Origin of the sequence: Sorangium sp. So ce295, assembly GCF_051527405.1 — a bacterium.
Taxonomy (GTDB): domain Bacteria; phylum Myxococcota_A; class Polyangia; order Polyangiales; family Polyangiaceae; genus Sorangium; species Sorangium cellulosum_B.
The window spans coordinates 4,074,280-4,087,315 of the sequence record NZ_CP150324.1 but is presented as its reverse complement, the minus strand read 5'-3'; the positions used below and the strand labels follow the sequence as shown (position 1 = coordinate 4,087,315).

Genomic DNA, 13,036 nt, shown 5'->3' with positions numbered 1-13,036 from the left:
GCGGCGCTCCGGCGGTCGGGACCAACCATTGAGGTGGATGCACCATGAGAGGCGGGCGCTTCGTCTACTTGGGTCTCTGCGCGAGCGTCGGGGCGGCGCTCTGGGCCTCGGGCGCGTGCTCCGCGACGGCGCGCGACCAGCAGGCGCCTGGCGAGGGCGGCGGCGGGGGCGCGACCAGCGCCAGCGCCACGACGGCGGAGGCAGGCGCCGGCGGACGCGTGGAGTCGACGGGCTCCTGGGCTGATTTCGGCGGCGGCGCGCCGGCGGAGGAGGGCCCGTCGCCCGACGAGGACGGCGACGGGTTCACCGTCGAGGACGGCGACTGCAACGACGGCGACACGAACGTCAACCCAGGCGCCGTCGAGGTCGTGATCCCGGAGCCCGACCCGACCGGCGCGGTGCCCGAGCCGGCCGACGAGGACTGCGACGGCGTGATCGACAACGCGCCGTCGGCCTGCGACAGGAACATCGCTCCTGCCGATTTCGACGCCATCCACGGGGCCCACGCGATCGACCTCTGCGCCAAGGCGTCGCCCGGCGACAGGAAGTGGGGCGTGCTGAGCGCGCAGTACGTGCGCGGGGACGGCTCGCCCGCGGAGCCCTCGCCCGCGGTGGGCGTGCTCGATTCCTTCGGGCCGAACGTGCGCCCGCAGGGCGGGACCCGCCTGCTCGTCCTGTCCTCGGGTCGCGCCCGGATCGCGGGGTGGCCGGGCGCGTGCAACGCGGATAGCTGCGAGAACTACGGGCCGGGCGACGCGCCGCCCGGCTTCCCGCAAGGCCCCCCCGAGTGCGCTCCCTCGGCGAACATCCACGACGACATCGCCCTCGAGCTCGTCATCCGCGCGCCGACGAACGCGACAGGCTACGAGTTCGCGTTCAAGTTCTACACCTTCGAATACCCCGAGTTCGTCGGAGAAGAACACTGCTTCAACGACCAGTTCGTCGCCCTGGCGACGCCGGCCCCGCCAGGGTCGCTCGACGGCAATCTCTCGTTCGATAGCCTTGGCAACCCCGTCAGCGTCAAGCTCAGCTTTTTCGATGTCTGCGAGGAGTGCCCGCTCGGGACGGACGAGCTCGAGGGCACCGGCTTCGGGCTCTGGAACAACGCCGGCGCGACCGGCTGGCTGCGCACGCGGGCCCCGGTGACCGGCGGCGAGGAGCTCAAGCTGCGGTTCATGATCTTCGACGCCGGCGACGAAAGGGTCGACTCGACCGCGCTCGTCGACGGTTTCAAGTGGATCGCGAACGGCGGCACCGTCCCGCTCGAGACCGCGCCCGTCGAGGATCCCCGGTAGCGCCCCGGGGTCCGGACGACGCGAGCCCTCCGGATCACGCGCGCCGGCCGCAGCGCGAGGTGGACCGCGCGCCGCGGCCGGCGCGATCCCGTATTTCATGGCCGGGATTGTTGCGCAAAACGATACGATCCCGCGATGCTGCTCCCTTCCTTGGAGAACCTCGCCTGCTTCGAGGCGGCGGCGCGGACGCTGAACTTCCGGACCGCGGCGCGCGCCGTCGCGCTCAGCCCCGCCGCGTTCGGCCAGCGCATCCGGCAGATCGAGGAGCAGGTCGGCGCTCCGCTGTTCGAGCGCACAACGCGCCGGGTGCAGCTGACGCCGCGCGGGCTCGCCTTGCTGCCGCGCGCCCGCCAGTGCCTGGCGCTCGCCGAGGACTGCCTCCGCAGCGCGATGGGCCCCGCGCCCGCGCCGGTCGAGCTGACGCTCGGCACGCGGTTCGAGCTCGGGATGTCGTGGATCGTCCCCCAGCTCGGCGCCCTGACGCGGCGGCGCCCCGAGCTGACGCTCCACCTCTACTTCGGCGCCTCCGACGACCTGCTGAAGCGCCTCTACGACCGCAGCGTCGATTGCGTCGTCACCAGCGCGCGCTGGAGCGCCACGAGCCTGGCGGCGGAGACGCTGCACGAGGAGCGTTACGCGTTCGTGGCCTCCCCCAAGCTGCTCCGGCGCGAGGCGTTCGCCCGCCCGGAGCACGCGTCGCGGCATTGCCTGCTCGACATCGATCCGACCATGCCGCTGTTCCGGTACCTCGCGGATCAGGCGGGCGGCGCCGGCTGTTTCGCGTTCGCGCGGCACCGCTGGGTGGGGCTCGGCGCCGCCATCAAGGCGCTGGTGCTCGCCGGCGAGGGCGTCGCCGTGCTGCCGCGCCACATGGTCGCCGCCGAGCTCCGCGGCGGCAAGCTGAAGCGGCTCCTGCCGTCCGCGCCCCTCGCGCGCGATCATTTCCGGCTCATCTACCGGCGCGACGACCCGCGGAGCTCGCTCTACGCGAAGCTCGCCGAGTCGCTGCGCGCGGTGCCGATCCAGTGAGACGCGCGCTCGCCGGCGCGGCGCGGAGCGGGCTGAACGGCGTAGACTCCCGCCCGAGGACCATGAGCGAGCTCCCCGGCGCCAGCGCGCGCCTCCCCGCGACGCCCATCACGGCGCAGGACATCAACGGCGGACCGGACCCGGAGCGCCGCGTCCCCTTCGTCATCACGGCGCCCGGCGTGTATACCCTCGTGGAAGACGTCGACTGGGTGGCGCAGGACGCGAGCGCGCGGGCCATCACGATCGCGAGCGACGACGTCACCCTCGACCTGTGCGGCAGGACGCTGCGGCAGATCGACCCTCCGGCGCCCGTCGTCGCCCCCGACCCGGGCGCGAGGCCTTGCCGGGGCGAGGTCGTCTCCGGGAACGTGGGCGTGTTCGCCGAGGGGAGGACGCGGCTCGTCATCAGGAACGGCAGCGTTCTCGGGATCCAGGGGGTGGGGATCGCCGCCAGGGCGTGCAGCCAGCTGGATCTGCTCGATCTGTCGGTCCGGCGGTGCGGCGGCGACGGCGTGATCGACACGGGCTTCCTGTGCCGCAACGGCGGGATCTTCGTGATGGGCGCCCGGGACGCGGCCGGCGGCGTCGCCTTCGCCGAAGGCATCCGGATGATCAACTGCGTGTGCTCGGAGAACACGAGCCGGCTCGACTTCGTCGTGACGCTGGGCGCGCTCGTCCTGTTCTGCGACGACGTGCAGGTCAGGCAGTGCGTGTTCAACCGCACGGCGAACACCAGCGCCCAGCCGAGCGGCGTGCAGTTCAACGTCGTCGGCGCCGACTTCGTCATCTGCCGCAACGTGCTCGTGGAGGACTGCGAGGCGCACGACAACACGTCGGGCGGAGAGCCGGCCGGCTTCTTCGCGTGGGGAGAGAACTACAAGTTCCTGCGCTGCAGGGCGAACCGGAACTTCACGCTCACCGGGAACCGCGCGTGCGGGTTCAACATCTCGACGACGAGCAACCTGGAGATGGTCGAGTGCGAGGCGGACGGGAACTACAACGCGAACCCGGCCGCGTCCGCCGATGCGGTCAAGGACTTCTCCGCGCTCGGCTTTCGCCTCGGCAGGGCGGTGTACCGCGGGCTGCTCGAGGGCTGCCGCGCGATCGGCAACCACGGCGCGAGCGCGAGCGCGCCCGCCGGCGGCTTCGCCCTCCACTCGACCCGCCACGTGGTGCTGAGGCGCTGCGTGGCCGTGGGGAACAGGAACGCGAGCGGGGCCGCCGAGGACGACGGGCTCGCGGCCGGGTTCATCGCCTCGACGCCGCTCGCGGATCCGCAGGGCGGCCTCGTGGGCGGCGAGGGCAACGCGTTCATCGACTGCATCGCCGACGGCAACACGGTCCACCGAACGCCCCTGTTCGTGCAGCCGCCGGCCCCGCCCGTCGACGCCGGTCCGTCGCGCGGCGACCCGCAGAAGGGCGCGGGGTTCCTGCTCGAGGGGCAGAGCGACGCGAGGATCATCGGCTGCCAATCCGCGAACAACGACGGCAAAGGGATCTGGCTGAGGGCCTGCGCGCGCGCGCTGGTCGAGGGAAACACGCTGTCGAGGAACACGCTTTACGGCATCCAGAACGAAGATCCCGCGGGGCTCAGCGCCTTCACCGGCAACCGGGCGCACCTCAACGGGTCCCGGCATCGCCACAACTACGTCGGGCTGCCGCCGGGCACGCCGGTCCGCAAATGGACGCTCGGCTCCCCTCCCCTCGACGGCCCTTCGGACGGGATAGCCAACCTCAGCACCCGGCTGCCCTGAGGGCCGCGAGCGCCTCACGCCGCCGGGCGGCGATCAGCGGGTACGGGCGAGCGCGCCCGGGGTGATCCCGAACCGCCGCTTGAAGAGCCGTGTCAGGTGGCTCTGGTCGGCGAAGCCGAGCGCGCGCGCGAGCTCCCCGATCGGGCGGTCGCCGGCGAGCAGCGCCTCGCGCGCGCGATCGAGCCGCCGCCGCGTCACGTAGGCGAGCGGCGGCTCCCCCAGCGCTCGCTTGAACTCCCGCGCCATGTGCGCTGGGCTCAGCCCGGCCACCCCGGAGAGCGCCTCCAGCCCGAAATCGTCGCCGAGGTGCGCCTCGATGTAGTCGAGCAAGCGCCGCAGCGTCGCAGGGGAGAGCCCGCCCCGGGCCGGCCGCTCCGCCCGGACCGCATGGCGGGCGCCGAGGCGCGCCGCGAGCCCGGAGAGCATCGCGTCCGCGAAGAGCGCGCCCGTGGCGCCGCCGCGCGAGACCTCGACCAAGAGCGCGCGGAGCACATGCTCGATCTGGGCGTCCACGAGCCCCACGCAGGGCTCGATCAGCAGCTCCCGCACCCCTGCGAGCCGCGCGAGCCGCGCGGGGTCGAGCACGAGCGCGCCATAGATCGTGGGCTCGCTCACGCGATGGGAGAAAGGCACCTCCGCGGGCTGGAGCCAGAGGCTGCCGGGCGGCATCTCCACGCGCTCGAAGCCGCGCTGGCCCTTTCGCTCGAAGCGCAGCGGCGCGTCCGCGAGGTTGATGGCGATGTAATGGCCGGCGACGGCGAGGTGGTCTGTCTCCCAGGACGGGTTCACGCCGAGCTCGGCCACCACGCCGGTCCAGCGCAGCGAGCGGCTGGACGCGCGGATCTCCGCCTGCCGGAGCGCCTCGATGGGCTCGCGGGTGCCGGCGCGGACGAACGGGATGGCGCTGCGGGAGACGCGGGAGATCATCGGAGAGCCGGCCCCAGCATGCGCCCGCGGCGCGGGGCCGGTCAACGCAGCAGCCCGGTTCCAGGGAGCGCAGCGGCGTTCTATAGGGCCCTTCCCGCCCGCCCTAGGATGCCCGTCGCCGGGCGACGACTTCGCCCGAGGAGGACGACCATGGAGATGCGTTACAAGCTGCTCGGCGGCAGCGGGCTCAAGGTCTCGGAGATCAGCCTTGGCACCATGACCTTCGGCGAGGACTGGGGCTTCGGCGCCTCGGCCGAGGCGTGCCGCGGCATCCTCGAGGCGTACCGCGCCCGCGGCGGCAACTTCATCGACACCGCCAACAAGTACACGAACGGCAGCGCCGAGCGGATCGTCGGTGAGCTCGTCCGCGGAGACCGCGGCGCGTGGGTCATCGCGACCAAGTACTCGCTCTCCATGAACGACGCCGATCCGAGCGCGAGCGGCAACGGCAGGAAGAACCTTGTCCAGTCCGTCGAGGCGAGCCTCAAGCGCCTGGGGACGGATTACATCGATCTGCTCTGGGTCCATGCGTGGGACTGGACGACGCCAGAGGCCGAGCTCATGCGCGCGCTCGACGACGTGGTGCGCGCGGGCAAGGTGCTCTATGTCGGCATGTCCGACGCGCCTGCCTGGGTCGTCTCCCGGGCGAACGCGATCGCCGAGCTCCGGGGCTGGTCGCAGTTCGTCGGCATCGAGATCGAGTACAGCCTGATCGAGCGCACGGTGGAGCGGGAGCTCATCCCGATGGCGTCCTGGCTCGGCCTGGGCGTGCTCGCGTGGGCGCCCATGGCCGGCGGCGTGCTGACGGGCAAGTACACGCGGGGGGGCGGCAACGACGCCGCGCGCGCGGCGATGAACCAGGGGCGCCTGGACGAGCGGGGCCTGCGCGTCGCGCGCGCGGTCGACGCGGTGGCCGAGGAGCTCGGCTGCTCCTCGGCGCAGGTGGCCCTCGCGTGGCTCAGGTCGCGCCCGGCGCAGGTGATCCCCATCATCGGCGCCCGGAAGCCCGAGCAGATGCAGGACTGCCTGGGCTGCCTCGACGTCGTCTTGCCCGCCGCGGCCCTCGAGAGGCTCGACGCGGCGAGCCGCGTGCCGCTCGGCTTTCCCTACGAGTTCCTGGGCGACCCCGGCACCGAGCGGGTCGTCTACGGCGCCACGGCGGCGCGGCTCGACGTGCCCAACCCCGTCCGGAGGCTCGCCTCGGGCGGGTGACGCCGGCCTCGCCGCCTCGCTCCGGCGCGCGTCAGCGATTCCCGTCCTGCGCCTGCTCGACGCGCGCCCGGATGGCCGCGACGGCGCGCGCCGAGCCGTCCAGGTTCTCCGCGTTGAGGAGGCTCTTCGGAAGCGGCAGCTTCGGCCGGAGGAACACCTCGAGGGACAGGCGCGTCGACTGGGCGTCGATCTTCTCGAGCCGCCAAATAGCCTGGAGATCTTGCACATTGCCGGAGATGAAGCGGGACGAGTACGTCTCGACGCCATCCTCGACGACCGGCTTCTGGATCTCGATGCGCGCCCACATCGTCACCGCGCCCGAGAGGGCCGAGACCTCCATGTAGAGATCCCACCCGCCCGCGGGCGTGCGCCCGAGCAGGCGGCACTTCTTGTAGTGCGGCATGAACTCCGGATACCGCTCGAACGAGAGCACCGCGGCGCGCACGCGCTCCAGCGAGCCCTTCACGACCACCGTCGACCGTCCACGGGCCAATCCGGTGCTCCCGATCGGGACTGCCATGCTCGTGATCCCGGCCGTATCGGGCGCCGGCTGCGCGCGCTCGGCCTGCTCGCCGTCGCTCGTGACAGCCGGCAGGACATCGCCTCTGTCGCGCTGTGCCGGCAGGCGCGGTACATCCAGGTTGATCCCCCGTTCCCCCGTGCTGCACGCGGTGGCCGCGAGGGCGAGTCCCCCGGCGAGCGCGCGCGGGATCGATGCGCGATGGCCGGTCGTGGTCGAGCGAGTTCTCCGCATGACGGCCCAGCTTGCCAGCGACGTGCCGGCCGCCCCCATCGCCCCGATGATACCGCGCAACACATCCGCTCGGGCCGCCCCCCCACCCCGGCCACCAAGAACGGATCACCGGCCCATCGAGCGCGGAAAACACGGGCTCCTTCCCGATTCTCCACGAGAGCTCGGAAGGCCCCCTGTCTCCTCCTTCCCGCTGCTATCGGTTAGGATTCGCCTGAAAGATAGGCTGTCAAGCTGGGAATCGGGACGCCTGTCGGGCGGCCGAACTGCCAGTCCGCCGACTCGACCCCGACGCCGCCGATGTCGAGGTGGATGAACGGCAGCGCCCCGCCCTTGAGCCCCGAGGCGATGTCGAGGAACGCGAAGGGGAACTGGTGCCCGCGCGGCGTGTTCACCGAGGCGAGGCGGTTCGAGGAGACCACGTCCTCGGCGCTCGACCGGGGCGCCACGAACGCGTAGTCCTCGCGCCGCGGCCGGACGCGCTCCATCGGCTCGCCCCAGCGCTCCGCGAGGACGTCGAGCCGATCGAGCTCCGCCCGCGCGGCGGAGTTGCCGATCGCGCCGGTGTAAGGCCCGTGGGCGCGGTAGACGTGCCCGGTCAGCGTCGCGACCGAGAACACGATAGGATCCGGCGCGCCGCTCATGGCGAGCTCCCGCCCGAGCGCGAGCAGGTCAGCCAGGATGAGGCGCCCCTCGGCGTCGGTGTTGCCGATCCGGACGCGCACGCCGGCGCGGCTGCGGATGATCTCGTCGCTCACATAGGACTCCTCGCCGATGCTGTTGCGCACGAGCCCGAGGAGCCCGACGATGCGCACGCCCTCCAGGCCGAGCGCCGCGGCCGCGCGCACGAGGCCGGCGACCGCGCCGGCGCCGCCCTTGTCCCGGGACATGCCGGCCATGTGCCCGTCGGTCTTCAGGTCGACGCCGCCCGTGTCGTAGGTGACGCCCTTGCCCGCGAGCAGCACCGTTCGCCGGATCTCCCCGCGAGGCCTGTAGTCGAGCCGCACGACGCACGGCCGGTGCCGCTCGACGACCCGCGACGCCCGCGAGACCGCGCTGATGAGCGGATAGTCATCGACGTTGCGCTCGATCTTGACGAGCACCCCCGTCCTGGCGAACGCCGCCTCGCACAGCTCGGCGACGCGGCGGGGCGCCATCCGCTCCGGCTCGGTGCCCGTGATGTCGCGGCAGAGCGCCCGACCGACCTCGACGGCCGCGATCTCGCGGGCGCGCGCCTCCGACAGCCCGAGCACCGCGACCGACTCGGCCGAGCGCGGGGCCATCTCCGCCTCCCGCGCCTCGAGCGGCGTCCACTGGCTCCCGAGCGCGGCGAGCGCGCCCACCTCGACGGCCCGCGCGAACCGCGGCGCGGCGCCCACCGGAGCGCGCACGACGAGCAGCGGCCGGCTCGCCCCCGCGTCCACCGCCCGCGCGAAGCCGGCCGCCGCAGCCTCCGCGACGGAGCGGACGTCATCGACATCTTCCGAGAGCGGCCCCATCGGCGCGAGCACCAGGCGCCCGCCAGGCACCCCCGGCGCCGGCAGGACGAGCGGAGCGCTCTTGCCCTCGAGCGCGGAGTCGACGCGCGCCGCAGCCTCGACCACCGCGCCCACGGCGGACCCGAGCCCCCCCGCGTACTTCGCGATGGGCGACGGCGCGACGAGGACGACAGCATCGCACGCCGCGATCGCCGCGTTCGGCTCCGCGAGGGCGTTGGCGGGCAGCCCCGCCAGGGAGGTGACATGGACCATGGCGGCGAATGATGTCACATGGGTCAGCATTTTTGCATCACCCGTCGCCGCCGATAGGGCACCGACATGGCACCGGCATGCGCCCCGAAGAGCAGGCTGTCGCGCAGGCATGGCGCGCAGGCCTGGCGCACGCGCCGCGCTCGGCGCGCGCCATGCCGCGCGCCGAGCGGCCTAGTGCGCTCGTCCGCCCCTGCGGTCACGCGCGAGGCGGCCGGCGTCGAGCGCCGCTTCAGGAGAAGAGCACGACGCTGCGGATCGACTCGCCTTCGTGCATGAGGTCGAAGGAGCGGTTGATGTCGTCGAGCGGCATCGTGTGGGTGATCAGCTCGTCGATCTTGATCTTGCCCTCCATGTACCAGTCGACGATCTTGGGAACGTCGGTGCGCCCCTTGGCGCCGCCGAACGCGGTGCCCTTCCAGACGCGCCCGGTGACGAGCTGGAAGGGGCGCGTGGCGATCTCCTCGCCGGCCCCGGCGACGCCGATGATGATGCTCGTCCCCCAGCCCTTGTGGCAGCACTCGAGCGCCTGGCGCATCACCTTGACGTTGCCGATGCACTCGAAGCTGAAATCGGCGCCGCCCCGGGTCAGATCGACGAGGTAGGGCACGAGATCCCCCGCCACCTCGCTCGGGTTGACGAAGTGGGTCATGCCGAACCTCTCGGCCAGCTCGCGGCGCTTCGGGTTGATGTCGACACCGACGATGATGTCGGCGCCGGCCATCCGGGCGCCCTGGATCACGTTCAGCCCGATGCCGCCGAGGCCGAAGACCACGACGTTGTCGCCGGGCCTCACCTGCGCGGTGTTGATGACGGCGCCGATACCCGTCGTCACGCCGCAGCCGATATAACAGACCTTGTCGAACGGCGCGTCCTCGCGGATCTTGGCGACGGCGATCTCGGGCAGGACGGTGAAGCTCGAGAAGGTCGACGTGCCCATGTAATGGTGAATCCGCTCCTTGCCGATCGAGAAGCGGCTCGTTCCGTCCGGCATGAGCCCGCGCCCCTGCGTGGCGCGGATGGCCTGGCAGAGGTTGGTTTTTCCGCTCGTGCAATAAGAGCACTGCCGGCACTCCGGCGTGTAGAGGGGAATCACGTGATCGCCTTTCTTGAGGCTCTTCACGGACGGCCCGACGTCGACGACGACGCCCGCGCCCTCATGGCCGAGGATCGCGGGGAAGAGCCCCTCCGGATCCTTTCCTGAGAGCGTGTAAGCGTCGGTGTGACAGACGCCCGTTGCCTTGATCTCGATGAGGACCTCGCCCTCGCGAGGGCCCTCCACCTGGACGTCCTCGACCGTCAGCTTCTCGCCGGCCCTGTGGGCCACGGCTGCGCGCGCTTTCATGATCGGTGGTTCTCCTCCCGCAAGCGGGGCGTTCGGGGCCCGAGCGGCGCCCGAACCCCTCCCATAGCCGGGCGGGGAAGCAGGTTTCAAGGGGAACCCCGCCGGCGCCTCCCCGCCTCGCCCGCCGTCCAGCCTGCCCGCATTGCGCCGTCCTTCCTGCTGCCCGCGTCGCGCAGCCCGCTCGCTGCCCGCGCCGCCACCCGAGGATGGCGTTCGCGTGACAGCACGCGTACGATCACCCTGCTGTCCTTATGAACACACTCCGTTGCCCACCGGGTCTCCGCGCGCTCATCGCAACAGCCGCGCTGGTCCTCGTCGCCTGCACCGGCGAGAGCCCGCCTGCTGGCGGGGCGGCCGGCAAGGGCGGTGGCGGCGCCGGCGGCGGCGGCGGCGAGGGCGCTTCCTCCGAGGGTGGCCACGGAGGACAGGGAGGCGCGCCGATCGACAGCATGGAGTGTGTCGACGAGTGCCCCGCTGAGAGCGCTGGTATCACGATCGGCTGCAAGAAGCGCTTCATGTTCGGAATGAACTATGCGTGGCACAACTTCGCCGGTGACTTCGGCGGCATCGCCGCGTGGGACAAGCGCGGCGTCGCGGACGAGGCGGAGACGCACGCGAAGAACCTCGCCGACATCCGTGCTCACGGGGCGAGCGTCGCGCGGTGGTGGATGCTGCCGGAGATCCGGGGCGAGAGCGTCGTCTTCGACACGAGCGAGAACCCGACCGGCCTCGGCGGGACGACGCGGCGCGACGTCCAGAAGGCGCTCGAGCTCGCCGAGGAGGCGGACGTCAACCTGGTGTTCTGCCTGTTCTCCTTCGACAACTTCCACCCGACGCGGATCGACGCCGACGTGAAGACCGTCGGTATCACCCCCATCGTGAAGGACGCAAAGCGGCGCGCGAAGCTGATAGACAAGGTCGTCCGGCCGATCGCCAGGGCCGTCGCGCAGAGCCCCTACCGGCACCGGATGGTCGCGTGGGACGTGATCAACGAGCCCGAGCTGGCCATGACCGGACCGAGCCCGGACGACGGCCCTCGCTACGAGCCCGACGCCCAGGTGGATCCGATCGAGCACGCGCAGATGGCGGCGTTCCTCGGCGAGGCGATCCGGGCGCTGCGCGCGGAGAGCGCGGCGCTCGTCACGATCGGCTCGGCGTCGATGAAGTGGGCGCGGTCCTGGCGAGACACCGACGTCGATTTCTACACCTTTCATATCAACGACCGGGTCAACCTGTACTGGCCCTACAACCAGTCGCCCAAGGACTACGGCATCACGGACAAGCCCGTCATCATGGGGGATTTCCCGATCGCCGGCCTGGCGACTGCCGCTTTGCCGACGCTCCTGGAGAGCTGGTACAGCCAGGGATACGCGGGCGCGATCAGCTGGGCCTACAGCGACGCGACAACGGCCGAGCTCGAGACGATCAAGGCCTTCGCCGACGCGAAGGGCTGCGGCGTGACGTACTGAGAGCCCCTCTCACGACAGCCAGTAGTCGACGAGGGACGCGCCCGTCACGTCGTGGGCGACCCCGGCCGCGATCGCCCACTGGGCCAGCGCGCGACCGAGCGCGGCCATGGTCGTGAAGCGCCCGTCAGGGTCCTTGGCCAGGCCGCGCTCGATGATCTCCCAGAGCCGCGGGTGCAGCTCGAGGGCCTCCGGGCGCGGCGGGGCGGCGCGCAGCACGTCGTGCACGATGGAAATGCTGCTCGGGCCGCCGAACGGGCGACGGCTGCTCACGAGCTCGTAGAGCACGACGCACGCGCTCCACACGTCGGCGCGCGCGTCCGACTCCTGCCCGCCGCGGACCTGCTCCGGCGCCATGTAGGCGGGGCTCCCGACCAGCGCTTCCCTCCGCTCGTCGCTCGCCGCGCGCTCCGCGGTGAACGCGATCCCGAAGTCGATGAGCTTGGGGACCGTGCGGCGGCCCTCGCGCACGAGGACGATGTTCGCCGGCTTCACGTCCCGGTGCACGACCCCCGCGCCGTGCGCCGCGCCGAGCGCGCCGATCACGGGGAGGAGCAGCTGGACCGCGGAGATGGGCGACATCGGGCCCGACTCGGCGAGCGCCTGGGCGAGCGACCGGCCCTGGAGGAGCTCCATCACCGCGAACGGCTCTCCCTCCTCCGTGAAGCAGAGATCGAAGATCCGAACCGTGGCGCGGTGCGACACCCGCGCCGTCGCCTGCGCCTCCCGGATCAGCCGCGAGGCGGCCTCGGGGACGGCGCAGTCGCGACGGATGAGCTTCAGCGCGACCTCGAGGCTCAGGGAGAGATTCCGCGCCTTCCACACGGCGCCCATGCTGCCCTCTCCGAGGAGCTCTGTGAGGCGATAGCGCCCCCCGAGGACGTCGCCTGGGGCGTAGCGCCGCAGCGCGGCGGAGCACGGGTCGTTCGCAGGAACCGCCCGGGCGGCGGCGGGGGGCGCGCCGGCAAGACCGGTCCGCAGCGTGGCGGGCGGTACGCTCGCCGGGGTGGCCGGAGCGTCGCTCGGCGTCTCCAGCGGCGCGACGTCCCCGCCCTGACGGAAGGCCGAGCCGGACGGCCTCGACAGGCGGCCCGATGTCCGGAGGTCGACGGGCTCGAACGGAGGGCGGTGAGATGCGGGCCAGCGCGGAGACCGCGGCGAGCGGTACGCACGCTGAGAGGCTCGGCCCCCGCTCGGGGGGCGGGATCGATTCGACGCGGGATCCATCGAGCCGCCATGTGGCGTCGTGGAGCTGTCAGTTCGGTGGCTGTCCATGTCCTTGCCCACGTGTGCTGCAAGGAGCAGGCCGATGGAAATCGCCGCAGATCCGCCTCTTTCCCGCCCGCCGCGGCGCCGGATTGCGGTGTGGAGGCATCAGATCCGGCGCCCGCGGCCATCGGCTCGCCCCGGGGGCTGCGCGCCGTCCGCCGCGACCGGCGCGCGCGTCGTCCGCAGCCGCGGCGCGTCGTCCGCCGGCGTGGTCCCGGGACGCGCGCGCGACGGATCCGT

At 72.2% G+C, this 13,036-nt stretch carries 10 protein-coding genes; 5 read left to right on the top strand and 5 right to left on the bottom strand.

What is annotated here, in order from left to right; genetic code table 11:
* The first annotated feature begins 44 nt into the window (after positions 1-44).
* The 3 genes from WMF11_RS15535 to WMF11_RS15525 all read left to right on the top strand — a co-directional run bounded on the left by WMF11_RS15535 (position 45) and on the right by WMF11_RS15525 (position 4,078).
* Positions 45-1,295 carry a hypothetical protein gene (locus WMF11_RS15535; RefSeq protein ID WP_437978011.1) on the top strand — a complete coding sequence of 417 codons (1,251 nt, stop codon included), beginning with the start codon at positions 45-47 and terminating at the stop codon, positions 1,293-1,295.
* Between the two features lie 135 nt (positions 1,296-1,430).
* Entirely contained in the window at positions 1,431-2,324 is an 894-nt protein-coding gene (locus WMF11_RS15530) for a LysR family transcriptional regulator (RefSeq protein ID WP_437872101.1), read from the top strand.
* Between the two features lie 62 nt (positions 2,325-2,386).
* On the top strand, positions 2,387-4,078 hold the full coding sequence (locus WMF11_RS15525) for a right-handed parallel beta-helix repeat-containing protein (RefSeq protein WP_437978010.1): 1,692 nt from the start codon (positions 2,387-2,389) through the stop codon (positions 4,076-4,078).
* Positions 4,079-4,111: 33 nt separating this feature from the next.
* Here the strand turns inward: WMF11_RS15525 and WMF11_RS15520 are convergent, their stop codons facing one another.
* Positions 4,112-5,005: a helix-turn-helix domain-containing protein gene (locus WMF11_RS15520; RefSeq protein ID WP_437909148.1), complete on the bottom strand. Its 894-nt coding sequence runs from the start codon at positions 5,003-5,005 to the stop codon at positions 4,112-4,114.
* Between the two features lie 156 nt (positions 5,006-5,161).
* Between WMF11_RS15520 and WMF11_RS15515 the strand changes: the two genes are divergently transcribed.
* Positions 5,162-6,217, top strand: coding sequence for an aldo/keto reductase (locus tag WMF11_RS15515; RefSeq protein ID WP_437979313.1), 1,056 nt, complete (start codon positions 5,162-5,164; stop codon positions 6,215-6,217).
* Positions 6,218-6,248: 31 nt separating this feature from the next.
* Here the strand turns inward: WMF11_RS15515 and WMF11_RS15510 are convergent, their stop codons facing one another.
* The 3 genes from WMF11_RS15510 to WMF11_RS15500 all read right to left on the bottom strand — a co-directional run bounded on the left by WMF11_RS15510 (position 6,249) and on the right by WMF11_RS15500 (position 10,061).
* A complete protein-coding gene (locus WMF11_RS15510) occupies positions 6,249-6,971 on the bottom strand; it encodes a type II toxin-antitoxin system RatA family toxin (RefSeq protein ID WP_437909147.1) in 723 nt (240 codons plus the stop codon).
* A gap of 200 nt (positions 6,972-7,171) precedes the next feature.
* Complete coding sequence (locus tag WMF11_RS15505) at positions 7,172-8,719, bottom strand: aminopeptidase (protein WP_437978009.1); 1,548 nt, start codon at positions 8,717-8,719, stop codon at positions 7,172-7,174.
* Between the two features lie 229 nt (positions 8,720-8,948).
* Positions 8,949-10,061: an S-(hydroxymethyl)glutathione dehydrogenase/class III alcohol dehydrogenase gene (locus WMF11_RS15500; protein WP_437909145.1), complete on the bottom strand. Its 1,113-nt coding sequence runs from the start codon at positions 10,059-10,061 to the stop codon at positions 8,949-8,951.
* Positions 10,062-10,312: 251 nt separating this feature from the next.
* On the opposite strand from WMF11_RS15500, the gene WMF11_RS15495 reads away from it, so the two are divergent.
* Complete coding sequence (locus WMF11_RS15495) at positions 10,313-11,530, top strand: hypothetical protein (RefSeq protein WP_437978008.1); 1,218 nt, start codon at positions 10,313-10,315, stop codon at positions 11,528-11,530.
* Positions 11,531-11,539: 9 nt separating this feature from the next.
* On the opposite strand, the gene WMF11_RS15490 is transcribed toward WMF11_RS15495, so the two are convergent.
* Positions 11,540-12,433, bottom strand: coding sequence for a serine/threonine-protein kinase (locus WMF11_RS15490; protein ID WP_437979312.1), 894 nt, complete (start codon positions 12,431-12,433; stop codon positions 11,540-11,542).
* Positions 12,434-13,036: the final 603 nt, after the last annotated feature.

Bases quoted from the DNA above. Each gene is read 5' to 3' on its own strand.
- WMF11_RS15535 (WP_437978011.1), top strand. From the start codon at position 45: ATGAGAGGCGGGCGCTTCGTCTACTTGGGTCTCTGCGCGAGCGTCGGG.
- WMF11_RS15530 (WP_437872101.1), top strand. From the start codon at position 1,431: ATGCTGCTCCCTTCCTTGGAGAACCTCGCCTGCTTCGAGGCGGCGGCG.
- WMF11_RS15525 (WP_437978010.1), top strand. From the start codon at position 2,387: ATGAGCGAGCTCCCCGGCGCCAGCGCGCGCCTCCCCGCGACGCCCATC.
- WMF11_RS15520 (WP_437909148.1), bottom strand. From the start codon at position 5,005: ATGATCTCCCGCGTCTCCCGCAGCGCCATCCCGTTCGTCCGCGCCGGC.
- WMF11_RS15515 (WP_437979313.1), top strand. From the start codon at position 5,162: ATGCGTTACAAGCTGCTCGGCGGCAGCGGGCTCAAGGTCTCGGAGATC.
- WMF11_RS15510 (WP_437909147.1), bottom strand. From the start codon at position 6,971: ATGCGGAGAACTCGCTCGACCACGACCGGCCATCGCGCATCGATCCCG.
- WMF11_RS15505 (WP_437978009.1), bottom strand. From the start codon at position 8,719: ATGGTCCATGTCACCTCCCTGGCGGGGCTGCCCGCCAACGCCCTCGCG.
- WMF11_RS15500 (WP_437909145.1), bottom strand. From the start codon at position 10,061: ATGAAAGCGCGCGCAGCCGTGGCCCACAGGGCCGGCGAGAAGCTGACG.
- WMF11_RS15495 (WP_437978008.1), top strand. From the start codon at position 10,313: ATGAACACACTCCGTTGCCCACCGGGTCTCCGCGCGCTCATCGCAACA.